The sequence below is a fragment of the Paraburkholderia youngii genome, from assembly GCF_013366925.1.
In the GTDB taxonomy this organism is placed as follows: domain Bacteria; phylum Pseudomonadota; class Gammaproteobacteria; order Burkholderiales; family Burkholderiaceae; genus Paraburkholderia; species Paraburkholderia youngii.
Genome location: NZ_JAALDK010000001.1, coordinates 1238773 through 1263411 on the forward strand (window position 1 = coordinate 1238773; position 24639 = coordinate 1263411).

24 protein-coding genes are annotated in these 24639 nt (G+C 65.5%); 14 read left to right on the forward strand and 10 right to left on the reverse strand.

The window, feature by feature from the left end; all coding sequences use genetic code 11:
• Positions 1-9 precede the first annotated feature (9 nt).
• Together G5S42_RS05785 and G5S42_RS05790 are read left to right on the forward strand one after the other, a co-directional pair.
• Positions 10-3207, forward strand: a complete 3198-nt coding sequence (locus tag G5S42_RS05785) for a multidrug efflux RND transporter permease subunit (RefSeq protein WP_176105916.1) — start codon at positions 10-12, stop codon at positions 3205-3207.
• On the forward strand, positions 3200-4717 hold the full coding sequence (locus G5S42_RS05790) for an efflux transporter outer membrane subunit (protein WP_246391823.1): 1518 nt from the start codon (positions 3200-3202) through the stop codon (positions 4715-4717). The genes G5S42_RS05785 and G5S42_RS05790 overlap by 8 nt, the downstream gene beginning before the upstream one ends.
• Positions 4718-4780: 63 nt before the next feature.
• On the opposite strand, the gene G5S42_RS05795 is transcribed toward G5S42_RS05790, so the two are convergent.
• Positions 4781-6199 carry a Do family serine endopeptidase gene (locus tag G5S42_RS05795; RefSeq protein ID WP_176105918.1) on the reverse strand — a complete coding sequence of 473 codons (1419 nt, stop codon included), beginning with the start codon at positions 6197-6199 and terminating at the stop codon, positions 4781-4783.
• 330 nt (positions 6200-6529) lie between these two features.
• Between G5S42_RS05795 and G5S42_RS05800 the strand changes: the two genes are divergently transcribed.
• The 6 genes from G5S42_RS05800 (at position 6530) to G5S42_RS05825 (ending at position 11852) form a co-directional block, all read left to right on the forward strand.
• A complete protein-coding gene (locus tag G5S42_RS05800) occupies positions 6530-7051 on the forward strand; it encodes a 2,4'-dihydroxyacetophenone dioxygenase family protein (RefSeq protein ID WP_176105919.1) in 522 nt (173 codons plus the stop codon).
• A gap of 83 nt (positions 7052-7134) precedes the next feature.
• Entirely contained in the window at positions 7135-8436 is a 1302-nt protein-coding gene (locus G5S42_RS05805; protein ID WP_176105920.1) for an MFS transporter, read from the forward strand.
• A 13-nt stretch (positions 8437-8449) separates the two neighbouring features.
• Positions 8450-9178 carry an SDR family NAD(P)-dependent oxidoreductase gene (locus G5S42_RS05810; RefSeq protein ID WP_176105921.1) on the forward strand — a complete coding sequence of 243 codons (729 nt, stop codon included), beginning with the start codon at positions 8450-8452 and terminating at the stop codon, positions 9176-9178.
• Positions 9179-9263: 85 nt separating this feature from the next.
• A complete protein-coding gene (locus tag G5S42_RS05815) occupies positions 9264-10121 on the forward strand; it encodes an IclR family transcriptional regulator (RefSeq protein WP_176105922.1) in 858 nt (285 codons plus the stop codon).
• A 146-nt stretch (positions 10122-10267) separates the two neighbouring features.
• Entirely contained in the window at positions 10268-11311 is a 1044-nt protein-coding gene (locus G5S42_RS05820; RefSeq protein ID WP_176105923.1) for a rod shape-determining protein, read from the forward strand.
• A 22-nt stretch (positions 11312-11333) separates the two neighbouring features.
• The gene (locus tag G5S42_RS05825; protein ID WP_176105924.1) at positions 11334-11852 is read left to right on the forward strand and encodes an SLATT domain-containing protein; all 519 of its coding nucleotides are present in this window, start codon (positions 11334-11336) and stop codon (positions 11850-11852) included.
• A 41-nt stretch (positions 11853-11893) separates the two neighbouring features.
• On the opposite strand, the gene G5S42_RS05830 is transcribed toward G5S42_RS05825, so the two are convergent.
• Both G5S42_RS05830 and G5S42_RS05835 read right to left on the reverse strand, forming a co-directional pair.
• Positions 11894-12589, reverse strand: coding sequence for a YceH family protein (locus G5S42_RS05830; protein WP_176105925.1), 696 nt, complete (start codon positions 12587-12589; stop codon positions 11894-11896).
• A 132-nt stretch (positions 12590-12721) separates the two neighbouring features.
• Positions 12722-13117 carry a PaaI family thioesterase gene (locus G5S42_RS05835; protein WP_152852785.1) on the reverse strand — a complete coding sequence of 132 codons (396 nt, stop codon included), beginning with the start codon at positions 13115-13117 and terminating at the stop codon, positions 12722-12724.
• Between the two features lie 139 nt (positions 13118-13256).
• Between G5S42_RS05835 and G5S42_RS05840 the strand changes: the two genes are divergently transcribed.
• Complete coding sequence (locus tag G5S42_RS05840; protein WP_176105926.1) at positions 13257-13511, forward strand: BON domain-containing protein; 255 nt, start codon at positions 13257-13259, stop codon at positions 13509-13511.
• A gap of 24 nt (positions 13512-13535) precedes the next feature.
• Here the strand turns inward: G5S42_RS05840 and G5S42_RS05845 are convergent, their stop codons facing one another.
• Together G5S42_RS05845 and G5S42_RS05850 are read right to left on the reverse strand one after the other, a co-directional pair.
• Positions 13536-14687, reverse strand: coding sequence for an acetate/propionate family kinase (locus G5S42_RS05845; protein WP_176105927.1), 1152 nt, complete (start codon positions 14685-14687; stop codon positions 13536-13538).
• Between the two features lie 10 nt (positions 14688-14697).
• Positions 14698-17091, reverse strand: a complete 2394-nt coding sequence (locus tag G5S42_RS05850; protein WP_176105928.1) for a phosphoketolase family protein — start codon at positions 17089-17091, stop codon at positions 14698-14700.
• A 223-nt stretch (positions 17092-17314) separates the two neighbouring features.
• On the opposite strand from G5S42_RS05850, the gene G5S42_RS45115 reads away from it, so the two are divergent.
• Both G5S42_RS45115 and G5S42_RS05855 read left to right on the forward strand, forming a co-directional pair.
• On the forward strand, positions 17315-17443 hold the full coding sequence (locus tag G5S42_RS45115; protein ID WP_255208912.1) for a hypothetical protein: 129 nt from the start codon (positions 17315-17317) through the stop codon (positions 17441-17443).
• A 114-nt stretch (positions 17444-17557) separates the two neighbouring features.
• The gene (locus G5S42_RS05855) at positions 17558-18097 is read left to right on the forward strand and encodes an ankyrin repeat domain-containing protein (RefSeq protein WP_176105929.1); all 540 of its coding nucleotides are present in this window, start codon (positions 17558-17560) and stop codon (positions 18095-18097) included.
• A gap of 63 nt (positions 18098-18160) precedes the next feature.
• On the opposite strand, the gene G5S42_RS05860 is transcribed toward G5S42_RS05855, so the two are convergent.
• The 5 genes from G5S42_RS05860 to G5S42_RS05880 form a co-directional block, all read right to left on the reverse strand.
• On the reverse strand, positions 18161-18859 hold the full coding sequence (locus tag G5S42_RS05860) for an HAD family hydrolase (protein WP_176105930.1): 699 nt from the start codon (positions 18857-18859) through the stop codon (positions 18161-18163).
• Between the two features lie 36 nt (positions 18860-18895).
• Positions 18896-19930: a phosphogluconate dehydrogenase (NAD(+)-dependent, decarboxylating) gene (gnd, locus tag G5S42_RS05865; protein ID WP_176105931.1), complete on the reverse strand. Its 1035-nt coding sequence runs from the start codon at positions 19928-19930 to the stop codon at positions 18896-18898.
• 216 nt (positions 19931-20146) lie between these two features.
• Positions 20147-21490: a sugar efflux transporter gene (locus tag G5S42_RS05870; protein ID WP_176105932.1), complete on the reverse strand. Its 1344-nt coding sequence runs from the start codon at positions 21488-21490 to the stop codon at positions 20147-20149.
• A gap of 235 nt (positions 21491-21725) precedes the next feature.
• Entirely contained in the window at positions 21726-22169 is a 444-nt protein-coding gene (locus G5S42_RS05875) for a hypothetical protein (RefSeq protein ID WP_176105933.1), read from the reverse strand.
• A 78-nt stretch (positions 22170-22247) separates the two neighbouring features.
• The gene (locus G5S42_RS05880; protein ID WP_176105934.1) at positions 22248-22544 is read right to left on the reverse strand and encodes a DUF2628 domain-containing protein; all 297 of its coding nucleotides are present in this window, start codon (positions 22542-22544) and stop codon (positions 22248-22250) included.
• Positions 22545-22716: 172 nt separating this feature from the next.
• Between G5S42_RS05880 and G5S42_RS05885 the strand changes: the two genes are divergently transcribed.
• From G5S42_RS05885 to G5S42_RS05895, 3 genes are all read left to right on the forward strand, one after another.
• Positions 22717-23037: a thioredoxin family protein gene (locus G5S42_RS05885; RefSeq protein WP_176105935.1), complete on the forward strand. Its 321-nt coding sequence runs from the start codon at positions 22717-22719 to the stop codon at positions 23035-23037.
• 15 nt (positions 23038-23052) lie between these two features.
• Positions 23053-23472: a secondary thiamine-phosphate synthase enzyme YjbQ gene (locus G5S42_RS05890; RefSeq protein ID WP_176105936.1), complete on the forward strand. Its 420-nt coding sequence runs from the start codon at positions 23053-23055 to the stop codon at positions 23470-23472.
• Positions 23473-23569: 97 nt separating this feature from the next.
• Positions 23570-24589 (forward strand): class I fructose-bisphosphate aldolase, encoded by a 1020-nt coding sequence (locus tag G5S42_RS05895; RefSeq protein ID WP_176105937.1) that lies wholly within the window; start codon positions 23570-23572, stop codon positions 24587-24589.
• Positions 24590-24639 lie beyond the last annotated feature (50 nt).

The following is a 24639-nucleotide window of genomic DNA, read 5'->3' on the forward strand; positions in this document are numbered from 1 at the left end:
GGCGGCCCGATGAATCGATTCTTCGTCGCCCGGCCGGTTTTCGCGTGGGTCATCGCGCTGTTCATCGTGCTGTTCGGCGCGATCGCGCTCGCGCTGTTGCCGGTCGAGCAGTACCCCGACGTCGCCCCGCCGTCGCTCAGCATCACCGCGGTGTACAGCGGCGCCGACGCGAACACGCTCGAGCGTACCGTCACGTCGATCGTCGAAGACGAGATGAACGGCATCGACAATTTCCTGTACATGTCGTCGGTGAGCCGCTCGAACGGCACGATGCAGATCACCGTGGTGCTGAAGCCCGGCACCGATCTCGACGTCGCGCGCAGCCAGGTGCAGGACCGTCTGAGCCGCGTCGAGCCGCGCCTGCCGCTCGAAGTCCGACAGGTCGGCGTGCGCGTGACGAAGGCGTCATCCGGCTTTCTGATGCTGCTTGCGCTGCAGGCGACCGACAGTTCCACCAGCGCCGTCGCGATGGGCAACTTCGCGTCGAACAACATCGTCAATGAGCTGCGCCGGATCGACGGCGTCGGCGACGTGCAGCTATTCGGCTCGTCGTACGCGATGCGGATCTGGATCGATCCGCGCAAGCTCGCGGGCTTTGGTCTGTCGGCGAGCGAGGTGCTGCAGGCGATCCAGGAGCAGAACAGCCAGACCGCCGGCGGCGGCCTCGGCGATCAGCCGATCGCGCCGGGCTCCGAATTCACCGCGCAGATCGTCACGCAAAGCCGCTTCACGACGCCCGAGCAGTTCCGCGAAATCATCGTGCGCGCGAATCCGGATGGCTCGACCGTGCGGGTGGGCGACGTCGCGCGCGTCGAACTCGGCAACGACAGCTACGGCAACCTGCTCACCGTCAACGGCAAGGCGTCGGCCGGCATCGCGATCCAGCTCGCGAGCGGCGCGAACGCGCTCGCGGTCGCCAACGCGGTGCGCCAGCGCATGCGCGAATTGCAGACGATCTTCCCGCGCGGCGTCACGTGGACCGTGCCATTCGACACCACGCCGTTCATCACGACCTCGGTGCAGGGCGTGATCCGCACGATGGTCGAGGCGCTGCTGCTCGTGACGGTCGTGGTGTTCCTGTTCCTGCAGGACTGGCGCGCGACCGTGATCCCGACGATCGTCGTGCCGATCGCGCTGATCGGCACGTGCGCGGGGCTCTATCTGTTCGGGCTGTCGATCAACATTCTGTCGCTGTTCGGCATGGTGGTCGCGATCGGTATCCTCAACGACGATGCGATCGTCGTCGTCGAAAACGTCGCGCGCATCATGCGCGAGGAAGGGCTCGGCGCGCCGCGCGCAACGGTGAAAGCGATCGGGCAGATTTCGGGCGCGGCGATCGCGAGTACGCTGGTGCTCGTCGCGGTGTTCATTCCGATGGCGTTCTTTCCGGGCTCGACGGGCGGGATCTACCGGCAGTTTTCTGTCACGCTCGCGGTGTCGATCCTGCTGTCGACGGTGCTGGCGCTGACACTCGGCGCGGCGTTGTGCGCGGCGATGTTGCGCAGCGAGGCGGCCGCCAACGAACGGCCGAAGAACCCGGCCTCACGTCTGCTGCACGGCGTGTTCGGCGGCTTCAATCGCGGGCTCGAAGCGGGCACCACGCGCTATATCGGCGGCGTCGATGCGATGTTGCGCTCGCCGCTGCGCTGGCTGCTGGTGTTCGTCGCGGCTTGCGCGATCACCGCGTTTTTCTTCACGCGGCTGCCGACCGGCTTTCTGCCGACCGAGGACCAGGGATACATTTTCGTCACCTATACCGGGCCGCCGGGTTCCACCGACCAGCGCACGCAGCGCGCAATCGATCAGGTCGAGGCATTTCTGCGAACGCAGCCGCAGGTGCGCAACGTCGCATCCGTGACGGGCTTCAGCTTCTTCGGCCAGGGGCAATCGGCGGCGCTGTCGTTCGTCGATCTGAAGCCGTGGGACGAGCGCTCGGGCGAGGAGAATTCGGCGAGCGCGCTGGTGCGTCGCGCGAACGCCGCGTTCCGGCAGATTCCCGAGGCGATCATTTTTGCGCTCGATCCGCCGCCGATTCCGTCGCTCGGCACCGCGACCGGCTTCACGATGAAGATCCAGGATCGCAGCGGCGTCGGCGGCGAAGCGCTGCAACAGGCCGCGCGGCGCATGATGATCGAGGCGTCGCAAAGCCCTCTTCTCGCCGGCGTGCGCGCCGAGGGCATGCCGGAGGCGCCGCAACTGTATGTCGAGATCGACCGCGTGAAGGCGCGCGCGCTCGGTCTGCAGATCGGCCAGGTGAACCAGGCGCTTGCGCTGACGTTCGGTTCGAACTACGTGAACGACTTCGTGTTCGAGGGCAACGTGCTGCGCGTGCTGTTGCAGGCGGACGCCGAACAACGCATGCGCGCCGAGGACGTGAGCGCGCTGCGCCTGCGCAACAACCGCGGCGAGATGGTGCCGTTCTCGGCGTTCTCGCACGTGCGCTGGATTTCCGGGCCGCAGCAGCTCGAACGCTATAACGGCTTTCCGTCCGCGACGCTGTCGGGGCAGGCCGCGCCCGGCCGTTCGAGCGGCGCGGCGATCGCCGAGATGGAACGCATCGCGTCGCGCGTGTTGACCGGCAGCCTGAGCTACGAATGGACCGGCACCGCGTTCGAGGAAAAACAGGCGAGCGGGCAGATCGGCATGCTGCTGGGGTTGTCGCTCGTGGTCGTGTTCCTGCTGCTGGCGGCGCTGTACGAGAGCTGGGCGATTCCGGTCGCGGTGTTGCTGATCATCCCGTTCGGCGTGATCGGCGCGGTAGTGCTGACGATGCTGCGTGGACTGTCCGCGGACGTGTACTTCAACATCGGCCTCGTGACGATCATCGGCCTTGCCGCGAAGAACGCGATTCTGATCGTCGAGTTCGCGATCAAGGAGGAAGCCGCAGGAAAGGACGCGCACGCCGCCGCGAAGAACGGCGCGCAGCAGCGTCTGCGCCCTATTCTGATGACTAGCGTCACGTTCGTGCTGGGCATGCTGCCGCTCGTGCTCGCGACCGGCGCGGGCGCTGCGAGCCGGCGCGCGGTCGGCACCGGCGTGATGGGCAGCATGCTGACCGCGACGATGTTCGGCATCTTCTTTACGCCGTTGTTCTATGTCGCCGCGCGTCGCTGGCTGAGCCGCAAGAAGCGCAGCATCGATCTGGACGATGACGATCGGCCAACGGCCACGCCGGGCGAATTGGGTGGAGGGCAGCGCGATGCGTAAGAGCCTTCATCAGAGCCTTCATCAGAGCCTTCATCGGTGCCTTCATAAGCGCCTGCTGCTGCCCCTCTTCTGCTGCGCGCTCGCCGCCTGCAACTTTGCGCCGAAGTATCAGCAGCCCTCACTGCCGATCGCCGATCATTTCGACACGACGGAGACCGCCAATCCGGCCACCGCGCATCTGGCAAGCGAAGTCGACTGGCAGACCTTCTTCGCCGATCCGCAACTGAAGCTGCTGATCGAGGCCGCGCTCGAGCACAACCGCGATCTCGCCGCGTCGATCGCGCGCATCGAGCAGGCGCGCGCGTTCTATCGCATCCAGAACGCCGCGCGTTTGCCGCAGGTCAATGCGAACGCGGCTGCGACCCGCACGAAGGCGCCGCTCGGTTCGATCGATCCCGAGTTCGACAACACTGACATCTCGGTCCAGTTCAACCAGTACAACGTGCAGGCCGCGGTGACGTCGTTCGAACTCGATTTCTGGGGGCGCGTGCGCAACACCAGCGAAGCGGCGCGGCGTCGGTATCTGGCCACCGTCGACGCGCAGCACGCGTTTCGTTTGTCGCTGATCGGCAATGTCGCGTCGAACTACTACGCGATCCGTTCGGGGGAAGAAGGCATCGCGCTCGCGCAGCAGACGCTCGACAGCCGGCGCTACGCGCTGGAAGTCGCGAAGATGCGGCTCGACGCGGGCGTCACGTCGATGGTCGATTACGACCAGGCCGCCATTCTCGTCACGCAGGCGCAAACGCAGCTCGCGGAGCTGCAACGGACCACCGCGCAGCAGCGCAATCTGCTCGAGGTGCTGATCGGCGGCCCGCTGAACGAGGCGCTACCGCAAGCGCCGCCTATCGCCGACGCCGCGCAGTTCCGCGAGCTCGATGCGGGCCTGCCCTCCGCGTTGCTGATCGACCGGCCGGACATCCAGCAGGCCGAGCAGCAGCTGCGCGCGGCCAATGCCGACATCGGCGCCGCTCGCGCGGACTTTTTCCCGCGCATCGCGCTGACGGGCAGCTTCGGTTATGTGTCGCCCGAACTCGGCGATCTGTTCGTGCCGGCCAAACAGGCGTGGTCGTTCGGCGCGCTGGTCGGCATGCCGATCTTCGATGCGGGACAGCGCCAGGCGCAACTCGCGCAGGCGCGCGCGCGGCGCGACGAACTGGTCGCCGACTATCAGCGCACGGTGCAGAACGCGTTTCGCGAGGTCTCCGATGCATTGGTCGCACGGCAACGCTACAAGGAGCAGATCGCGGCGCAGGAGCAGGCGGTGCAGGCGCAGCGGCAGCTCGCCGAAACGGCGGAGCTGCGCTACGAAAACGGGATCTCGATCTACCTCGAGGTTGTGGATGCGCGACGCAATCAGTTTGCCGCCGAGCAGCAGCTGATCCAGCTTCGGGCGACGGCCTTGCAGAATGGCGTGTCGCTCTACGTCGCGTTGGGGGGCGGACCCGACGAGCCGCCGAACGTATCGCACAGCACGTCTCACGCGGATGGGGTCCAGCCGTCCAACTGAGGCACGCGCGCTGCATCAGCGCGTCGTGCCCGCCGCCGGCATTGCACCGGCGGGTTCTACTCATCAGCCAAGCGTCACGTCGACCGACGCTTGTTCACCATCGCGCACCACGGTGACGGACACGCTTTCGTCCGCCTGCGCGATCATGCGGCGCAACTGCTCGACGCCGCGAATCACCTTGCCATCGACGGCAACGATGATGTCGCCCGCCTGAATGCCTGCCTCGGCGGCCGGACCGGTGGCCTGCTGCACCACCACGCCGCCCGGCAGCTGCGCTTGCTGGAGTTCGTCGCGGCTCAGCGGGCGCACGGCGACGCCCAGACGCGGACGGTTTTGCTGCTGCGGTTGGGGCTGCTGCTCTTCGCGCGGCTCGGCCGACGCCAAGTCCGACGCTTGCTGCGTCCCCACCGTCACCGACAGCTTGTTTTCGCTGCCGTTGCGCCACACGCTGATCGTCGCTTTGCTGCCCGGCGACAGTTGCGCAACCTGACCGACCAATTCCCTGGTGTTATCGATATGCTTGCCGTTCACTCCGACGATCACGTCGCCCTGGCGCAGACCGGCTGCGTGCGCGGGACCATTCGGATCGACGGAGCCGACCAGTGCGCCGCCCGTCGAGTCGAGGCCGAGCGCCTTCGCCTTGTCGGCGCTGAGCGGCTGCACGGCCACGCCGATGCGGCCGCGAGTCACGTGACCAGTGCTCACGAGCTGGTCTTTCACGTGCATCGCCGCATCGATCGGAATTGCGAACGACAGACCCTGGAAGCCACCGGTGCGCGAGTAGATCATCGAGTTGATGCCGATCACTTCGCCATTCAGATTGAACAGCGGACCACCCGAGTTGCCCGGATTGACCGGCACGTCGGTCTGGATGAACGGGATCGGGCTATCGTCGGACATCGAGCGCGATTTCGCGCTGATGATGCCCGAGGTCACCGTGCTGTCGAAGCCGTACGGCGAGCCGATTGCAACGACCCATTCGCCGACCTTGCTGCTGTCCGGGTTGCCGATCTTCACGGTCGGCAGATTGTTCGCGTCGATCTTGACGACGGCGACGTCGGTGGTCTTGTCCTTGCCGATCACACGGGCGCGGAATTCGCGGCCGTCGGTGAGCTTCACGCTCACGCTGGTCGCGCCGTCGACGACGTGATTGTTGGTCAGGATGTACCCGTCCTGGCTGATGATGAAGCCCGAGCCGAGCGCTTCGCCGCCGCTCTTGCGTTGACCGTTCTCGTCGATCGACGCGGCTTCCTTGACGCCGATATGCACGACCGCCGGACCATAGCGCGTGACGATGCTGGAGAAGTCGGGCGCCGACGAGCGCGAGCCGACGATATCGGACACCGCATGCAGCGACGACGTCGAGCCCTGCGTGTCGCTCACGGATGCATCGGCATTGCGATGGCTCAGTGCATACGCGCCGCCAAAGGCGAGTACTACGCAAATCGCAGCGCTACCGCTCCAGTATTTTTTCGTGGTCATAGTCAAGGGAATATTGCCGAAAATTTCGAGATGGATGCGTAATGTAGTGGCCTCCTCTTAAACAAGGCTTAAAGATGGTGCTCGATCAGAACAGGCGAAGAAGCCTTGATTTGTGGGTCATTTGCGCGCCGTGCGCGCTTGTGGCCACCGTTGCGCATGCACCTGTCGCGCGATGTGAGGATGAATGCACGAGTGGCTTATCGTGCCCGACCGGTGATTTCCCCAGGATTGACCTCGCCGAAACCGGTTCCGATAATAACCATATCGTGGACTTGATATCCACCATGTGGACATGAAGTTCTTTTGGCACACTTCGCGAGGAATTTCCCCATGCCAGAGGCCAATCAATCCGATTTGACGCCGTACCAGCTGCCGTTCCCGAAGGAAGCGCAAAAGGAAATCGTCGTGCCCTTCGCGATTCCGACCGACGAACGCGTGTGGGTCCCGCAGGCCGAAAACGTGTCGTTCCGTCCGCTGTGCCTGAACGCGTCGCAGGGATACTGGATGAATCTGCTGCGCGTGCGCCGCTCGGGTGTGCTGAGCCGGCATCGTCATCCGCAGGCCGTGCACGGCATGGTGCTCAAGGGCCACTGGCGCTATCTCGAACATGATTGGGTCGCAACCGAAGGCAGCTATGTGTACGAGCCGCCGGGCGAAACGCATACCTTGTATGTGCCAGAGGACGTCGAGGAAATGATCACGTACTTCCAGGTCAACGGCGTGATGTTCTATTGCGATCCGTACGGCAACCACACCGGCTACGAAGACGTGTTCACGAAGATCGACATGTGCCGCAAGCACTACGCGGCGATCGGGCTCGGCGAAGACTACGTCGATCAGTTCATCCGGTAAACAACGCGCCCGACGACTCTGCAATACCAGGCGTCACAGCAACACCATCCCACCCAGCAGGACACATTGCGCAGGAGACAAGCATGCTTCAGAAGTCGCAGCGTCTGAAACGTATCCAGGTGGTGGCCGTCGTCTTCCTGACGGTTGCGGGCATCGTCAATTATCTCGACCGCAGCACGCTGTCGATCGCGAATCATCTGGTCAGCGAGGAGTTGCATCTGTCCGCTTCGCAGATGGGCTTGCTGCTGTCCGCGTTCTCGTTGTCGTACGCGTTCGCTCAGTTGCCGGTCGGCGCACTGCTCGACCGTTTCGGCTCGCGCGTGATGCTCGGCCTCGGCATGCTCGTATGGTCGATCGCCCAGGTCGCGGGCGGCTTCATCCAGACGCTCAATCACTTCCTGAGCGCGCGGGTCGTGCTCGGCATCGCCGAGGCGCCGCTCTTTCCGGCCGGCGCGAAAGTCGTCAGCGAATGGTTCGCGGTACGCGAGCGCGGCACGCCGATCGGCACCTTCATCTCGTCATCCACCATCGCGCCGATGATCGCACCGCCGCTGCTCACGGTGCTGATGCTGGCCTTCGGATGGCGAACGATGTTCGTCATCATGGGCGTGGTCGGCATAATCGTCGCGCTCGCATGGTACGTCGTCTATCGTAATCGCAGCGAGATCGCGCTGACCGAAGCCGAAACCGCGCATTTGAACGAAGGCGCAACCGCCCAGGAAAACCCGCAGGGCCTCAGCTGGTCCGAATGGGGCGCGCTGTTCAAGCTGCGCAATACGTGGGGCATGATCTTCGGCTTCATGGGCGTGATCTACATGGTCTGGCTCTATCTGACCTGGCTGCCCGGCTATCTGGAGCGCGAGCGTCATTTGAGCATCGCGCACACCGGCTGGCTCGTCGCGATTCCCTATGTGTTCGGCACGATCGGCATGGCGAGCAGCGGCGTGATCGCCGACTATCTGTTGAAGCGCGGCATGGCGCCGATCCGCAGCCGCAAGTGGCCGCTGTGCATCGGCCTCGTCGGCGCGGCCGCGTTCACGGTGCCGGCCGCCTACACGCCGAGCACGACGCTCGCGATCGTCTACGTGTCGCTCGCGATGCTGTTCGTGAACCTGTCGAGCGGCAGCGCATGGGCGCTCGTCAGCGTCGCCGCGCCGCGCCATCTGGTGGCGTCGCTCGGCAGCATGCAGAACTTCGGCGGCTATCTGGGCGGCTCGTTCGCGCCGGTGATCACCGGCATCGTCGTCGATCGGACGCATTCGTTCGTCAACGCGCTCCTGATCAGCGCGGCGGTTGCGTTCGCGGCGGCGCTCGTCTATCTGTTCGTCGTCAAGGAAGTCGCGCCCGCGCCGCTCGCGACCTCGATCGAGACCCAACCCACCTGACGCGGCTTCTCACATGACATTCCAGAATCAGCTACTCGAAGGCAAGACCGCATTCGTGACCGGCGGCTTGTCCGGCATCGGCGCGGCAATCGCCAACGCGCTCGCGCACCTCGGGGCGCACACGGTTGCGGCCGGTTTGCCGCTGCCCGAACGCGCACCCGATACGCTCGATCGCGAGATTCCGCGCGTCACGCTGGACGTGCGCTCGGCCGAGGCGGTAAGCGCAGCGGTTAACGCGTTCGAGCGTCTCGACATCGTGGTCAACTGCGCGGGCGTGATCAGCCGCGTCGAAGAACATCGGCTCGACGTATTCGAACGCGTGATGGATATCAATCTGAACGGCACGATGCGGGTGTGCGCGGCCGCGCGCGACTTGCTGAAGGCATCGGCGGGCTGCATCGTGAACACGGCGTCGATGCTGAGTTTTTTCGGCGGCGGTCTCGTGCCCGCCTATAGCGCGAGCAAGGGCGCGGTGGCGCAGCTAACGAAGTCGCTCGCGATCGCGTATGCGGCCGACGGCATTCGCGTCAATGCGGTGGCGCCGGGCTGGATCGCAACGCCGCTCACGCAGGCGTTGCAGGACGACGCTGCCCGCTCGCAGGCAATTCTCGAGCGCACACCGCTGCGTCGCTGGGGCACGCCTGAAGAAGTCGCGCAGGTCGCGGTGTTCCTCTGCACGCCGGCGGCATCGTTCATGACGGGCGCGATCGTTCCGGTCGACGGCGGATATCTGGTCGCGTGAGCGAGTCGTTGCGTGAAGCGGCGTCACCGTCGATTGAGGCCATCGATAAAGGCATAATTGCGTACCCCTGCCCTGCCTCTGTGTAATGTCCAGTTCCGCTTCCAAACCTTCCTCGCACGCTGGCGCGGCCCGCCATGATGCCGTCCGGCACGCTGAAAACAAGACCGACTCCAAGGCCGTCGCCGGCGCCGCCGCGTTCTCGAAGTTCATCGCGGTGCTGCAACTGATCGCCGATGCGCCAACTCCGCCCAACGTCGCGAAACTGAGCGCGGCGAGCGGCTATCCTCGCCCGACCGTGCATCGCATCGTCGCCGCATTGCAGGCCGAAGGGCTGATCATCGCGAGCGGCAGCGGCAACGCCTTCGGCCTCGGACCGCGCCTGATCAATCTCGCGAGCCATAGCTGGGAGCGCTCGGACCTGCGGCTCGCGGCCGTCGATGCGTTGACGGCGTTGCGCGACCTCACGTCGGAGACGATCCACCTCGCGGTGCCGAGTCAGGGTGAGATGGTCTACATCGAAAAGCTCGAAAGCCCGCACGCGGTGCGCATGGCCTCGCGCATCGGCACGCGCGTGTCGCTGACGTCGAGCTCGGTCGGCAAGGCGTATCTGGCGACACTCACGTTGCCCGAGCGCGAGGCGCTGCTGAAGAACGCGCCACTCGCGCGTTTCACCGAGCACACGCTGACCGACCTCGACGCCGTGCGCCGCGAGATCGATGCGACCGCGCAACGCGGCTACGCGGAGGATCACGAGGAGAACGAAGCATCGATCTGCTGCTACGGCGCCGCGATTCTCGGCCCGGACGGCCGCGCGGCCGGCTGCGTGAGCATCAGCATGCCGACCTTCCGCCGTCGCGACGATGTGCAAGCTACTTACATCGAGCCGCTGCTTGCGGCATGCCGCACGATCGCGGCGCGGCTGGGCCCGGCAAGCGGCAGATAGCGGACGATAGTGCGGCCGCGGCCGTCGATAAACTGCTATTCTTGCTGTCGCGCGGCCGCTCTGGCCGCCCGCCGCGTGCAAGCGGCAGACCCCGACAAGCTCCCGGCGGCGCTCGCGCGCCCGCCTTCGCAAAGACAGGAATACGCATGTTCGGTTTTCTGCGCGGCTACTTTTCCAACGACCTCGCGATCGACCTCGGCACGTCGAACACGCTTATCTACATGCGCGGCAAGGGCATCGTTCTCGACGAGCCGTCGGTCGTGTCGATCCGCCAGGAAGGCGGGCCGAACGGCAAGAAGATCATCCTCGCCGTGGGCCGTGAAGCGAAGCAGATGCTCGGCAAGGTGCCGGGCAACATCGAGGCGATCCGGCCGATGAAAGACGGCGTGATCGCCGATTTCAACATCACCCAGCAGATGATCAAGCGCTTCATCCAGATGGCGCACGAGGCGCGGCTCTTTGCACCCTCGCCGCGCATCATCATCTGCGTTCCATGCGGTTCGACCCAGGTCGAGCGTCGCGCGATCAAGGAGGCCGCGCATAGCGCGGGCGCCTCGCAGGTCTATCTGATCGAGGAACCGATGGCCGCCGCGACGGGCGCTGGCCTGCCGGTGTCGGATGCGACCGGCTCGATGGTCGTCGATATCGGCGGCGGCACCACCGAGGTCGGCGTGATCTCGCTAGGCGGCATCGTGTACAAGGGCTCGGTGCGCGTCGGCGGCGACAAGTTCGACGACGCCATCGTCAACTACATCCGCCGCAACTACGGCATGCTGATCGGCGAGCAGACCGCCGAGGCGATCAAGAAGGAAATCGGCTCCGCGTTTCCGGGCTCCGAGGTCATGGAGATGGAGGTCAAAGGCCGCAACATGTCCGAGGGCATTCCGCGCAGCTTCACGGTGTCGAGCAACGAAATTCTCGAAGCGCTGACCGATCCGCTGAACCAGATCGTGTCGTCGGTGAAGATCGCACTGGAACAGACGCCGCCGGAACTCGGCGCGGACATCGCCGAGCGCGGCATCACGCTCGCGGGCGGCGGCGCGCTGCTGCGCGATCTCGACCGACTGCTCGCCGAGGAAACCGGCCTGCCGGTGTTCGTCGCCGAGGCGCCGCTGACCTGCGTCGTCCGCGGCTCGGGCATGGCGCTGGAGCGGATCGAGAAGTTCGGCAGCTCGTTTTCCTACGATTGATGTGCGTGCCGACCACTGAACGATGACGACCCTGCCCGCCTACGAGCCGCCCGTCGACGAAACCGAGTTGCTGTTGAAATGGATTCGCCGCGCGCGCGAATCGCAGATGAGCCATTACGACATGGCGGATCTGCTGTCCGCGCGCGAGCGCCGCATGGGCTGGCTCGTGACCGCGCTGACCGCGTTCGTCGGCACGGCGGTGTTCGCGTCGTTGAGCGTGCCGCCGGTGTCGTTCGAGATGCGGATATTCGTTGGACTCGTCAGCGTGACGGCGGCGATTTCCGCGGCGTTGCAAACGTTCCTGCGCTATGCGGAGCGTGCCGAGAAGCATCGCGCGGCCGGTGCGCGCTATGGCGCGGTGCGCCGGCGGCTCGAAGCGGTGTTTGCCGGCGACGCCGATGCGCGCGAAGCGCACTACCTCACCGGGATCCGTACCGAACTCGACCGTCTCGCAGAAGACTCGCCGAACGTGCCGCCGCGGATCTTCTATCGCACGCAGCGCACGTTGCTGGCGGACAGGCCGCGTCGGCGCGATGCGTGAAACGGGCGGCTTTACGTTTCCGTTTCCGTGTGCAATTCACATCACAAATCGTCCGCGCTGATACCCAGCTCGGCCGCCATGCGCCGCACGACGGCCTGCAGACGGCTGACTTCATCGGCGAGACGCTTCTGCTCGGCCTTCAGCGCCTCGAATGCGGACAGCGGCACGCTGTCGTCCTCGGCAACCGCCGACTGCGCGGCTTCGCTGATGCTGACCTCGCCGCACAACAGATGCATCCAGCGATTCTCGCGCTCGCCCACCATGCGCGGCAGCCGGACGACGCGAGGCGGATCGTTCGCGGCCAGCTCGTCGAGAAACGCTTCGACCGACGAGATATCGGCGAAACCGTGCAGACGCGCGCTGTTCAGGCGCAATTCGGCGGCCGTTTGCGGGCCGCGCAGCAGCAGTGTGGTCAACAGCGCGATCGACTGTCCCGGCAGTCCGAGCACGCGGTTCATGTTGTGCTCGAAGCGCGGCACGCGGCTGCTGCTGCCCTCGAACACGAGGCTCAGGCGTTTCAAGCCGTCGATGGCGGTCAGCACCTCGGCCTCGGTCGCGTTCATCACCGGCGCGCGGCCGGTCTTCTGATTGCAGCCGAGCGTCAGCGCGTTCAGCGATAGCGGATAACTGTCGGGTACTGTGTTCTGTTTTTCGACGAGCACACCGAGAACACGTCCTTCGAGCGCGGTCAGCGCGCGCAGCGAGGGTCGGGAAGGAGCGTCGGGAGTCGAATTCATGGGGATGCGAGGTCTCGTGGAAGATGCGCGCGCCGTTCGCGGCTGGACGGCGCGTTCTGTCAGGTGGCCACTATGATAAACGCGGCGCGGTTCGCGCGGTGCGGGAATCTGCGCTGCCGGCGCCGCCGCGCGTCAGGCGGTCTTCGAATACTTGAAGGTGCCCTGCGCGCTCGCGATCAGCAGCTTGCCGTCCACCCACGCTTCGGCGCGCGAAAAGAAAATGGAGCGGCCCGACCGTTCGAGAAAGCCCTTCGCGGTGACCGTCGCGCCGAGCCCCTTGTCCAGATAGTTGGTGGTCAGCGACAGCGTGAAGCCATGCCGGGCCGGCTGTCCCGGCTGCGCATACAGGCCCGCGTAGCCTGCGGCGGCATCGAGCAGCGTCGCGATCGCGCCGCCTTGCAGCACGCCCTGACGATTGAGCTTGCTCGCGTCGATCGGCATCAGCAGCTCAGCGTAGCCGTCGCGCCATTGCGTCAGACGCACGCCGAGCGATTCGAGAAACGGGTTGTCGATGGGAAAGTCGGACATGATTCGGGCGTGGGCTCGGTCGGAACGAACCGTGAGCATACCCTTGAAACGCGCGCGGCAGCGGCCAGGCGCGCACGCGGGCAAATCCCGCCGCATCTGCTAGTGTGAAGGGATGGACATTCTGTTTCGTGGAGACTCGATGCGCTCCGCTAGCTGGAAATCTGGCGAGCCTGCCCGCCTGACCGACGCGCAGATCGCCGCTGAAGCGGCGCGCCGTCTCGCGTGGGACTCGGCCGTGCCGCCGCGCGCGGTGCGCGTGAAGGTCACGCACGGACGCATCACGCTGTCGGGTGAGCTTCAGCGCGAAGCACAGCGCACCGCGATGCTCGAAGACGTGACGCGGTTGTTCGGCGTCACCGGCATCGCGGACCGGACCGTCGTCAAATCGGCATAACGCGGCCCAGGCGGGTCAGGCCGTTCAGCTCAGGCCTGCTTGCAGCAGTTCCCGGCAATGCCGCGCGATCTGCTTCTCCTCCTCGGTGTGCAGCACCTTCACCTTGCCCGCCGGATCGCCCTCGACGAGCCCGAGAAACGCAAGACCGTCGCATACGCGCCGTCGAACCTCGGCGCTGTGCTCGCCGATCCCGCCGGTGAACACCAGCAGATCGATGCCGCCAAGCAGTGCCGCGTATCCGCCGATCGTCTTGCGCACTCCGGTCGCAAACGCATCGAGCGCGAGCGACGCGTGCGCATCGCCGGCCGCCGCGCTTTTTTGGAGCGCTTGCATGTCGCTTTCGCCGTCCGCGTAACCGGCCAGACCGCTCTGGCGATTGAGCAGCGTGTCCAGCGCATCGGCGTCGAGCCGTTCCGCGCGCATCAGATACAGCAGCACGCCCGGATCGAGATCGCCGCTGCGCGTGCCCATCGGGATGCCGCCGGTCGGCGTCAGGCCCATCGTCGTATCGACCGAGCGGCCGTCGAGCAGCGCGCACAGGCTCGCACCATTGCCGAGATGCGCGAACACCGCGCGCGACGGCAAAGCCGCGCCGAGTTGCTTGACCAGCGATTCGTACGACAGCCCGTGAAAGCCATAGCGGATCACGCCGGCGTCCGCATAACGGCGCGGCAGCGGGAGCCGCGCGGCGCGCGGTGGCAGCGTCGCATGAAACGCGGTGTCGAAGCACGCGTAATGCGTAGCGTCGCGGAAAATCTCCGTGGCTTCGTTGATCAACTCGAGTGCCGGCGGGATATGCAGTGGCGCGAAGTGCAGCGCGTCGAGCAACTGACGGCGCACGTCGTCGGTGATGCGCTGGTGCGTGCGCAGATGCGGGCCGCCATGCACGACGCGATGCCCCACCGCCGAGGGCCGCGCATGATGCTGTTGCACGAGCAGTTGCGAAAGCTGTTGCAGCGCCTCGGTCTGCGAGTCGAGCTTCTGGTCCTGCTGCAACAGCACGCGGCCATCGGCCGCCTTGATCCGCAGGCGGCCATCGGTGCGGCCGATACCCTCGGCCGCGCCTTCGAGCAGCAGCGTTTGGTCGTCGGCCGAGGGTGCGAAAAGCCCGAACTTCAGCGACGAGGACCCACTGTTCAACACGAGGATCGTGCGTTCCTGATCGTGGTCGTGCATGGTGTCCCCCTCAGCCTTTCCACGTCCAGTTGCGGATTTCCTCCTTGTCGATCCCCTCCTCGTGCGCATACGCGAGATGCTCGATGATCTGCCCGCGCAGCCACTCCTTCGTATGATCGCCGACACCGCGCAGCGTCGGCACGCGATCGATCGCATCGATCGCCAGCGTGAAGCGGTCGACGCCGTTGATGATCGCGAGTTCGAGCGGGGTATTGATGTTGCCCCTCTCGTTGTAGCCATGCACGTGCATGTTGCCGTGGTTCTTGCGGTTGTACGTGAGCTTGTGCACGAGCGCCGCATACGCGTGGAAGTTGAAGATAACCGGTTTGTCGGTCGTAAACAGCGAATCGAAATCGCGGTCGGACAGTCCATGCGGATGCGCACGCTCGGGCATCAGGCGGAACAGATCGACCACGTTGACGAAGCGGATCTTCAGCGTCGGGCAGTGCTCCTTCAGGATCTGCACGGCGGCGAGCGCTTCCATCGTCGCGATGTCTCCCGCGCACGCCATCACCACGTCCGGCTCGGCGCCCTGGTCGGTCGACGCCCAGTCCCAGATGCCGATACCTTTGGTGCAATGAATGACGGCCGCGTCCATGTCGAGATAATCCAGATGCGGCTGCTTGTCGGACACGATCACGTTGACGTAGTCGCGCGAGCGCAGGCAGTGGTCGCCAACGCTCAGCAGACAGTTCGCATCGGGCGGCAGATAGATGCGCACCACTTCCGGGCTCTTGTTCGTGACCACGTCGAGAAAACCGGGGTCCTGGTGCGTGAAACCGTTGTGATCCTGGCGCCACACGATCGACGTGATCAGCAGATTGAGCGATGGCACCGGCTGCCGCCAGCCGAGCTCGCGCTTGGATTTTTCGAGCCATTTCGCGTGCTGGTTGAACATCGAGTCGATCACGTGCACGAACGCTTCGTAGGTCGCGAAGAGCCCATGACGGCCGGTCAGGTTATAGCCTTCCAGCCAGCCTTCGAGCGTGTGCTCGCTGAGCATCTCCATCACGCGGCCGTCGGGCGACAGGTAGCCTCCGTCGGCGTCGCTCGGTTCGAGGGGATCGAGCCAGGTCTTGCCCGACACTTCATAAACCGCATGCAGTTTATTGCTCGACGTTTCATCGGGGCCGAACAGCCGGAAGTTCGACATGTTCTTGCGCATCACGTCGCGCAGGAAGGTGCCAAGCACCGCGGTCGGCGACGTATACGCCGCCGCCGGTTTCTTCACGGCCACCGCGTAATCGCGGAACGACGGCATGTCGAGCATCTTGCACAGCAGGCCGCCGTTCGCGTGCGGGTTGGCGCTGATGCGGCGCGCGCCTTCGGGCGCGAGCGCGCGCAGTTCTTCGACGAGCCGGCCGTTCGCATCGAACAGCGTTTCGGGACCGTAGCTGCGCAGCCAATCCTCGACGATCTTCAGACTCTTGCGATTGGTCACCGCATCGGCCACCGGCACCTGATGCGAGCGCCACGAGCCTTCCACCTTGTGACCATCCACTTCTTTCGGCCCGGTCCAGCCCTTCGGCGAGCGCAGCACGATCATCGGCCAGCGCGGCCGCGTGGTGTCGTTGTTCTGCCGCGCGTTCTGCTGGATCGCGCGAATGTCGCTGATGCATTGTTCGAGCGTCGCCGCCATCTGCTGATGCATCGTGTCGGGATCGTCGCCTTCGACGAAATAGGGCTTGTGCCCGTAACCGACCATCAATGCCTCGAGCTCTTCACGCGGAATGCGCGCGAGCAGCGTCGGATTGGCGATCTTGTAGCCGTTCAGATGCAGCACCGGCAGCACCGCGCCGTCGCGGATCGGATTCAGGAATTTGTTCGAATGCCACGAGGTGGCGAGCGGTCCGGTCTCCGCTTCGCCGTCGCCGATCATCACGGTGACGATCAGCTCAGGATTGTCGAACGCGGCGCCGTAGCCGTGCGACAGGCAGTAGCCGAGTTCGCCGCCTTCGTGAATCGAGCCCGGCGTTTCGGGCGTGCAATGCGAACCGACGCCGCCCGGGAACGAGAATTGCCGGAAAAAGCGCCGCATGCCGTCTTCGTCCTCGCTGCGGTCCGGATAGACCTCAGAGTAGGTGCCTTCCAGATAGCAGTGCGCGAGACTCGCCGGCGCGCCGTGACCGGGGCCGGACAGAAAGATCATGTCGAGATCGTGCTTGCGGATCAGCCGGTTCAGGTGCACGAGCACGAAGCTCTGGCCGGCGTCGGAACCCCAGTGGCCGAGCAGCCGGTTCTTGATGTGCTCGGGCTTCAGCGGTTCGCGCAGCAGCGGGTTGTCGCGCAGATAGATCATGCCGACCGACAGGTAATTGCACGCGCGCCAGTAGCGATCGAGGTTGCGCAGCGTATCGGGGTCCAGAACTTGCGGTGGGGTGGGATGCGAGGTTGCTTCGGCCATGGCGTCACTCCTCGAAAAGAACTGTCAGGCTGGTTGGCGGATGATGCGGTGCAATCGAAACGAAGCCGTGGGGCACGGGTCGAATGTACTAAGCTGCTCAAACCGGGGGCGAATGTTTTTCTACCCCTCGCAGTATCTCGCGCTGAATGTGGCATTCGTACTGCAATTGCCTTGCGCTGTCTGCTTTCTTTTCGTGATCCTCTGTCTCAGGTCAATGGCCGCCATGTCGAGATCTCCCAGTGCGCTCAAAGTGCTTAAGGTTCTGGTCCTGACGCTCGTGTTGACGTTCGTGGCGGTCGGAATACCGATAGGCGTATTCGGGCTGCTGGTCAAGCTGTTCAGCCACGCCTAGCACAGCGGCGCCGCTGTCGGCACGCGGACGCGAGCGCCGCGGAATGTGTATGCTCTTTGCAAGACCTGGCGTGACATTTGCCTCGCGCCGCTCATTCAACGCAAGGAGAGAGCTTTGGCCCACCACAGCGACCACACCAACAACCCGCCCGCTTCGCAGCCCGATCCTGAATTGCAGGCGCTCGCCCGCGAAGTCTTCGACCTCGCGCGACGCGGCGATGCGACGATGCTCGCCGCTGTCATCGAAAAAGGCGTACCGCCGAATCTGCGCAACGAACGCGGCGACAGCCTGCTGATGCTCGCGAGCTACCACGGCCACGTCGACGCGGTGCGCACGCTGCTCGAACAGGGCGCCGATGCGAACCTGCGCAACGATGCGGGACAGACGCCGATCGCGGGCGCCGCGTTCAAGGGCTTCGACAACGTGATTGAAACCTTGCTCGCGCATGGCGCCGACGTCGAAGGCGCATCGCCCGATGGCCGCACCGCGCTGATGATCGCCGCGATGTTCAACCGCACCGCAATCGTCGATTTGCTGCTCGCGCACGGCGCTGACCCGCATGCGCGCGACGCGAACGGCGTCAGCGCGGCCGATGCCGCCGCACGGATGGGCGCCGCCGATACCCAGGCGCGCCTGAAAGCGCTGGGCGCTTGATCTCGCGGCTTCACCCGCGGCTTCACCCCTGAAGCGGTGCCCGCACATCGCGCGCGGCGCCGCCTAGTTGCCCTTCCCGCTACGCAACAGCGTCTCCACGTCGATCTCCGCCAACTCGCCGATTCGCCCGACGCTCACGTCCGCGGGCGGATTGTTCGCGATCTCCTTCGCATCGAACGCATAGTGTCCCTGGCGCGGAAACACGGTCGTCAGCTCCGCGCCCCATGCCTTCTTCATCGCGCCCAGAATCCGCAGCTTGTCGTCGACCATCACGTAATGGCGCGCCGGATAGCAATCCATCACCTGATCGAGCATCAACTCCTTGTGGATGTAGATCAGCACGCGTCCTTCGACTTCGTCCCACAGGCCCGAGCGCGAAATCTTGCGCGGCTGGAACACGACGTCGCCGTCCGACAGGATCACCGTCGGCCCGTACTTGCCGACATGCCGCAGCGCGTCGAGCGCACCCGGATAGAGCCGGTTCGCAAACGGATACTCGATCAGGAACGACGACATCAGCAGCAGGCGCGTGTCGCGTGGATGCTCGGTCCGGTAGCGCTGCAGCGCGCCGAGGTAGTCGGCGTAGCCGAGTTCAGTGCGCAGGTTCTCGAAGATTTCCCAGTAGCGCGCACTGTTCTCTTCGCCGAACTGCCCCATCATGTGCGCGCGCAGATCCTGCAGCACGTGATCGTTGTCGAGCAGCGTGTTATCGCAATCGAATAGAAATACGACATCGTGCGGCGTCGCGGAAGTGACTGGCATCGCGGTTCCTCGTGGCAGGTTCGTGGATCGCCTCGGCTACTTCAGCCCGCCGTCCGGCGCGACGGGTTTTTCCGCATGGCCGCCGAAATCGTGCCGCATCGCCGACAGCACGCGGTTCGCGAAATCGGCTTCTCCGCGCGAACTGAAGCGCGCGAACAGCGCCGCGCTGAGCACCGGCGTCGGCACGCCTTCGTCGATGGCCGCCGCGACGGTCCAGCGCCCCTCGCCCGAATCCGATACGCGGCCCGCGTAGCCTTTCAGCTCTGTGTCGCTGGCGAGCGAGCCGGCGATCAGGTCGAGCAGCCACGAGCCGATCACGCTGCCGCGCCGCCACACCTCCGCGATGTCGGCGAGATTCAGATCGTACTGATACTGCTGGGGGTGGCGCAGCGGCGACGTCTCCGCATCGGCTTCGCGCGCGTGGCGGCCGGCGTCGGCGTGGCGCAGCACGTTCAGGCCCTCGGCATAAGCGGCCATCAGCCCGTACTCGATGCCGTTATGAACCATCTTGACGAAATGCCCCGCGCCTTGCGGGCCGCAATGCAAAAAGCCCTGCTCGGCGGTGCTCGCGGCCGCCGCGCGGCCCGGTGTCGCGCTCTCCGAGCCGACGCCGGGCGCCAGCGCCGAGAAGATCGGTTCGAGCCGTTTCACGACCTCGGCCTCGCCGCCGATCATCAGGCAGTAGCCGCGCTCGCGCCCCGCCACGCCGCCGCTCGTGCCGACGTCCACGTAGTGAAGCTGGCGCGCGCCGAGCTGCTGGCCGCGGCGGATGTCGTCGTGATAGTAGGAGTTGCCGCCGTCGATCACGATGTCGCCCGGTTCGAGCAGCGGCACGAGTTTGTCGAGCGTCGCGTCGACCACCGCGGCGGGCACCATCAGCCACACGGCGCGCGGCCTGGCGAGCTTCGCGACGAGGTCTTCGAGCGAGCTGGCGCCGGCCACGCCTTCCTGCTTCAGCCTGTCGACGGCCGCCGGCTGCACGTCGTACACGATGCATTGCTGAGCACCGCTGGTCAGGCGCCGCACCATGTCGGCGCCCATCCGTCCCAATCCAATCATGCCTAGCTGCATAGCTCGCTCCGGAAGATGCTGCGTTGCGCTGTCCGATTTTCTGGTCGTCGTGTTGCGGCGGCGTGGTTGCCCTTAAGCATAGGCGCTGTGTCGCGAGGTGCGCCGAATGGGTCGAAATAAGCCGCACTTTTTTGCGGAGGTGCGGCGCGGGTCAAATTTCCGCGCGGCTGGAGGCGCGCCGCATCCGCACGAAGGCGGATGCGGCGGTGTCGCGCGTCATTCGCTGCGCTCGGGCAGGCGCGTGCCGCGTCGCGCGGCCAGCTTCGCGTATTGCTCGGCCGCGAAGCGCTTCACCGCGCGCCACATCAGCGGATAGCGATAGCCGGGCACCGCGAACAGCACGAGCGCGCACAGCCCCAGCAGTCCGCAAAACAGGAACGTGCCGCGATAGCTGAACGCCTGCACGAGCAGCCCGGACAGCACCCCCGACAGGATCGAGCCGACCCGCGCCGCATTGAAGAACAGCGCGGTCGCGCGCCCGGGCGAATGCGGCATCAGATCCTGCACGTAGGTCATGCCGAGGCACGAGGTCACGGCGACCACGAACGCGTTCAGCATCTGCATCGGGATCAGCACGCTGACGTTGCCGGCGAGCGACATCGCGACGAAGTACACCGCATGCACGGCCGCGCACGCGGCAAGCCAGTTCGGCTTGTGCAGCGACGAGGACTTCGCGCCGAGCGCGAGCATCATCGGGATCTCGGTCAGCGCGCCGAGACCGAGCATCACCGACACGTCGAGATGCGTGCCGTTCAGCCCGTGCACGATGTAGAGCGGCAGCACGATCATCGTCGCGTTCGCGGCGAGGCCGAGCAAGGTCAGCGCGGTCACCGAGCGCAGGATGTCGTTCGCCGACGCGGCTGGCAGCGTTTCGTGCGCATCCTCGCCGGGTTGCCGCAGCGGCGGCACCGTGATCGACGCGGACGGCTCGGACGCGGTGTCCTCGACCGTGTGATCGCCGAGATGGCTCTGCGGCTCCTGCATGCGCCAGACGATGAAGCCACAGGTCGCGAAGCTCGCGGCCGCGAACAGGAACAGCCCGGTGAAGCTCGTCGCGGCGAGCACCAGCGCGCCGACCGACGGCCCGAACACCCATGCGGCCGACAGGATCGTGCGCAGCGTCGCGCTCGCGAACACACGTTCGGCCGGGTCCGGCACCGGCAGCGCCGCGCGGCTCAACGAGAACACCATCGAAATCGCCGAGCCGCCCGCGCCGATGAAAACGATGCCGACCACGAGCAGCAGCCGGTAATCTCGCACCACGCACAGACACAGGTAGCCGAGCGCGGCCAGGATCAGCGCCGCCAGCAACAACGGCCGGTGCCGCCCGCTCCGGTCGCTCCAGCGCCCGGCGGCCGTGCTCGCGAGCACGCCGCTCGCGGCGATCAGCGTCATGAATACGCCGAGCCGGAACGGCGTCATGCCGGCGCGTTCGATGCCGAACAGAGACAGATACGGTGCGGTGAAGGACATCGCCACACCGAGCATCAGGGTGGCGGCAGCGAGCGGCTTGAAGCCAGGAATGCGAAGCAGGTCGAAAAAACGCGCAGTTTTCAACACGGGGACGGAGGGTCAGGTGGAGCGGCCTCGCTGCGCTTCGATGCGCTCGACGGCACGATAGGCGTCGCGGGCTCGGGGCCAAAACGACCGGGGCATTATCGACCCGGAGCGCGGCCCGCGTAAACCCGCGCAACAGCCGTCCCAAATGTGGAATGCGCGCGCCCGTGCGCAGCGCTGCTCGCGCCGTGCCGCGCCGATGCGTGCGGTTAGCGGCAAGCTGCAGGCACGCTCGCCGCTACTTGCCCTCAGTTGCGCGCATTTGCTGCGCCTGCGCCTTGTAGTCGTAGGTCGGATAGAACTCGGTGTGATAGCCGCCCCACGCGGTCGATTCGATCGCACGGTTCACTTCGCGCAGCCGGCTCGCGGGCACGCGCAGCGTCACGACCTGTCCGATGCCCATCATCACGTACCACGACACGACTTCGATGCCGGGCGGCGGAAAGGTCTTGAAGAAGCCCTGCTCGCGCAGTTGATCGTTGATCTTCGGCAGCGGCTTCGATTCGTCGTGGCGCAGGAAGATCGTCAGCAGGAAGGTGTCGTCGGCGGGAGCGGACGCTGGTGTGGCGGGGGTGGCGGCGAGCGTGGCAGGGGGCGCCGCGTCGGCGGCGTGGGCGAGCGGCGCGATGGCCAACATCCCCAACGAAACGGCGAGACCAGCGACTGTCGATCCAATGAGCATGAAACGCCTCCATCACGGGTTGAACTCAGCTTCGATCACACGTCTGCGCGCAGCAATCCCCGCTCCAGCGCGAACGCATCACACGGTCACGTAGCCGCGCTGTTCGAGCGTCCAGCGATGCCAACGGTTGCCATACGCGCCGCACGCGAACGCGAACACGATCGACAGCGCGAAGCCGATCAGGTCCGCCGTCTCGCCCCACAGACCGATGCCGAGCAGAATCACGTTGATGCCCAGCATCACGAACGCGGCGAACCACATTCTTTTCGACAGCGCCCAGATGAAGCCGAGCAGGCACGCGCCCCAGCTGAAGCCGGTCGCGACCGCGATTGCGTCCTTGTGCTGCGGATGTTGCAGATAGATTCGGGCGTTCATGTTTTGCGAGGTTCCGTGCGATGACGCGGCGCGTCGATCGGTCGAGCACGCGCGCACCGCTTTTTAACATGCCGCGGCGACATCACGCGCATCGGCTGCATACGGCCGCTGCGCTGACGATCCGCAGCATAGCTGCTACCCTTGGCAGATCAAGATCAAGAGCGGAGCACGCATGACCTCCTCGACAGCTTATTCCCCGAAAGCCCCTTCCCGCGCCGAGCTCGACTCGCTGCCCGGCGCCACCGTCGTCGAATTCGGCACCGACTGGTGCGGCTATTGCCAGGGCGCGCAGGCCTCGATCCGGCAGGCGCTCGCGCCGCACGCGGGCCTGCGGCATCTGAAGATCGAGGACGGTCCCGGCCGCCCGCTCGGCCGCTCGTTCAAGGTCAAGCTGTGGCCGACGCTCGTGCTGATGCGCGACGGCGCCGAGGTCGCGCGCGTGGTGCGGCCTCGCAGCGCCGAGGACATCGAGGACGCATTCGCGTCGCTCTGACATTCGAGCTCCATCATGCGCCAGGTCATCCATCATCTGCGTGTCCAGGCCCGTGGCCGCGGCCTGGTCGAATTTACCGACGACGCGCGCCGCTTCGTCGACGATACGGACATCCGTACGGGTCTCCTGACGGTGTTTTGCCGGCACACGTCGGCGTCGCTGCTGATTCAGGAGAACGCCGATCCATCGGTGCGGCGCGATCTGCAGCGCTACTTCGAGAGCCTCGCGCCAGAGGACGACACGCGCTACGAGCACGACGCCGAAGGCCCCGACGATATGCCCGCGCATCTGCGCACGGCACTCACGCAGGTGCAGCTATCGGTGCCCGTCGAGCATGGAAGAATGGTGCTCGGCACATGGCAGGGGCTCTATCTGTTCGAACATCGGCGTCAGCCACAGCCGCGCGATATCGTGTTGCATCTGCTCGGCGAATAAAGTCCGCTTTCGCACCCACCCGTCACGCAAAGGAAACCGTCACCGGCACTTCTCCGCACACCGCATCGTACGGAGCCTACCCAAGGGAGCACACCTCATGGACACCCGTAGCGAGCTGCAAGCCACCGTCAAGGCGATGATTCAACCGGGCAAGGGGCTTCTCGCCGCCGACGAAAGCGGCCCGACCATCGCCAAACGCTTCAAGACGATCGGCCTCGAATCGACCGAAGAAAACCGTCGCGCGTATCGCAACCTGCTGCTGACGACACCCGGCCTCGGCGAGTTCGTGAGCGGCGTGATCCTCTACCAGGAAACGCTCGGCCAGAAAGCCGACGACGGCACGCCGTTCCCGCAAGTGGCCGCGGCGAACGGCATCGTGCCCGGCATCAAGGTGGACCTCGGCAAAGTGCCGCTCGCGCTCGCTCCGGGCGACGAAATCACCGAAGGCCTCGACGGTCTCGCCAAACGCTTCGTCGATTACAAGCGGCAAGGCGCTCGCTTCGCGAAGTGGCGCGCGGTCTACAACATCAGCGCGAGCCTGCCGAGCCGGCTCGCGATCGAGGCGAACGCCGATTCGCTCGCGCGCTACGCGGCGATCAGCCAGGAAGCCGGCATCGTGCCGATCGTCGAACCCGAGGTGCTGATGGACGGCGATCACACGATCGAGCGTTGCGCCGAAGTGACCGAGGCCGTGTTGCACGAGGTGTTTCATGCGCTGCATCGGCATCGCGTCGTGCTCGAACATATCGTGCTGAAGCCGAGCATGGTGTTGGCCGGCTCCGAGCATGAGCAGCAGTCGAGCACCGCGCATATCGCGGCGGCGACCGTGCGCGTGCTGATGCGCACGGTGCCCTCTTCCGTGCCGGGTCTGGTGTTCCTGTCGGGCGGACAGTCGCCCGAGGAGGCTACCGCCAATCTCAGCGCGATGAACCGGCTCGGCGCGCTGCCGTGGAATCTGAGCTTTTCGTATGGGCGCGCGTTGCAGGAGCCGCCGTTGAATGCGTGGCGCGGCCAGCCGGGCAACGTAAAGGAAGCGCAGCAGGCGCTGCTCAAGCGCGCGCGTCTGAATGGCGCGGCCGCGCTCGGCAAGTACGACCCGTCGATGGAAAAGGATTGAGCGCCGGCGGGCGCAGCGCGAATCGCCCGTCATCACGCTTCTGTACGAAA

Coding starts and splice junctions, on each gene's coding strand:
- G5S42_RS05785 (WP_176105916.1), top strand. CDS start 10: ATGAATCGATTCTTCGTCGCCCGGCCGGTTTTCGCGTGGGTCATCGCG.
- G5S42_RS05790 (WP_246391823.1), top strand. CDS start 3,200: ATGCGTAAGAGCCTTCATCAGAGCCTTCATCAGAGCCTTCATCGGTGC.
- G5S42_RS05795 (WP_176105918.1), bottom strand. CDS start 6,199: ATGACCACGAAAAAATACTGGAGCGGTAGCGCTGCGATTTGCGTAGTA.
- G5S42_RS05800 (WP_176105919.1), top strand. CDS start 6,530: ATGCCAGAGGCCAATCAATCCGATTTGACGCCGTACCAGCTGCCGTTC.
- G5S42_RS05805 (WP_176105920.1), top strand. CDS start 7,135: ATGCTTCAGAAGTCGCAGCGTCTGAAACGTATCCAGGTGGTGGCCGTC.
- G5S42_RS05810 (WP_176105921.1), top strand. CDS start 8,450: ATGACATTCCAGAATCAGCTACTCGAAGGCAAGACCGCATTCGTGACC.
- G5S42_RS05815 (WP_176105922.1), top strand. CDS start 9,264: ATGTCCAGTTCCGCTTCCAAACCTTCCTCGCACGCTGGCGCGGCCCGC.
- G5S42_RS05820 (WP_176105923.1), top strand. CDS start 10,268: ATGTTCGGTTTTCTGCGCGGCTACTTTTCCAACGACCTCGCGATCGAC.
- G5S42_RS05825 (WP_176105924.1), top strand. CDS start 11,334: ATGACGACCCTGCCCGCCTACGAGCCGCCCGTCGACGAAACCGAGTTG.
- G5S42_RS05830 (WP_176105925.1), bottom strand. CDS start 12,589: ATGAATTCGACTCCCGACGCTCCTTCCCGACCCTCGCTGCGCGCGCTG.
- G5S42_RS05835 (WP_152852785.1), bottom strand. CDS start 13,117: ATGTCCGACTTTCCCATCGACAACCCGTTTCTCGAATCGCTCGGCGTG.
- G5S42_RS05840 (WP_176105926.1), top strand. CDS start 13,257: ATGCGCTCCGCTAGCTGGAAATCTGGCGAGCCTGCCCGCCTGACCGAC.
- G5S42_RS05845 (WP_176105927.1), bottom strand. CDS start 14,687: ATGCACGACCACGATCAGGAACGCACGATCCTCGTGTTGAACAGTGGG.
- G5S42_RS05850 (WP_176105928.1), bottom strand. CDS start 17,091: ATGGCCGAAGCAACCTCGCATCCCACCCCACCGCAAGTTCTGGACCCC.
- G5S42_RS45115 (WP_255208912.1), top strand. CDS start 17,315: ATGTCGAGATCTCCCAGTGCGCTCAAAGTGCTTAAGGTTCTGGTCCTG.
- G5S42_RS05860 (WP_176105930.1), bottom strand. CDS start 18,859: ATGCCAGTCACTTCCGCGACGCCGCACGATGTCGTATTTCTATTCGAT.
- gnd (WP_176105931.1), bottom strand. CDS start 19,930: ATGCAGCTAGGCATGATTGGATTGGGACGGATGGGCGCCGACATGGTG.
- G5S42_RS05875 (WP_176105933.1), bottom strand. CDS start 22,169: ATGCTCATTGGATCGACAGTCGCTGGTCTCGCCGTTTCGTTGGGGATG.
- G5S42_RS05880 (WP_176105934.1), bottom strand. CDS start 22,544: ATGAACGCCCGAATCTATCTGCAACATCCGCAGCACAAGGACGCAATC.
- G5S42_RS05885 (WP_176105935.1), top strand. CDS start 22,717: ATGACCTCCTCGACAGCTTATTCCCCGAAAGCCCCTTCCCGCGCCGAG.
- G5S42_RS05890 (WP_176105936.1), top strand. CDS start 23,053: ATGCGCCAGGTCATCCATCATCTGCGTGTCCAGGCCCGTGGCCGCGGC.
- G5S42_RS05895 (WP_176105937.1), top strand. CDS start 23,570: ATGGACACCCGTAGCGAGCTGCAAGCCACCGTCAAGGCGATGATTCAA.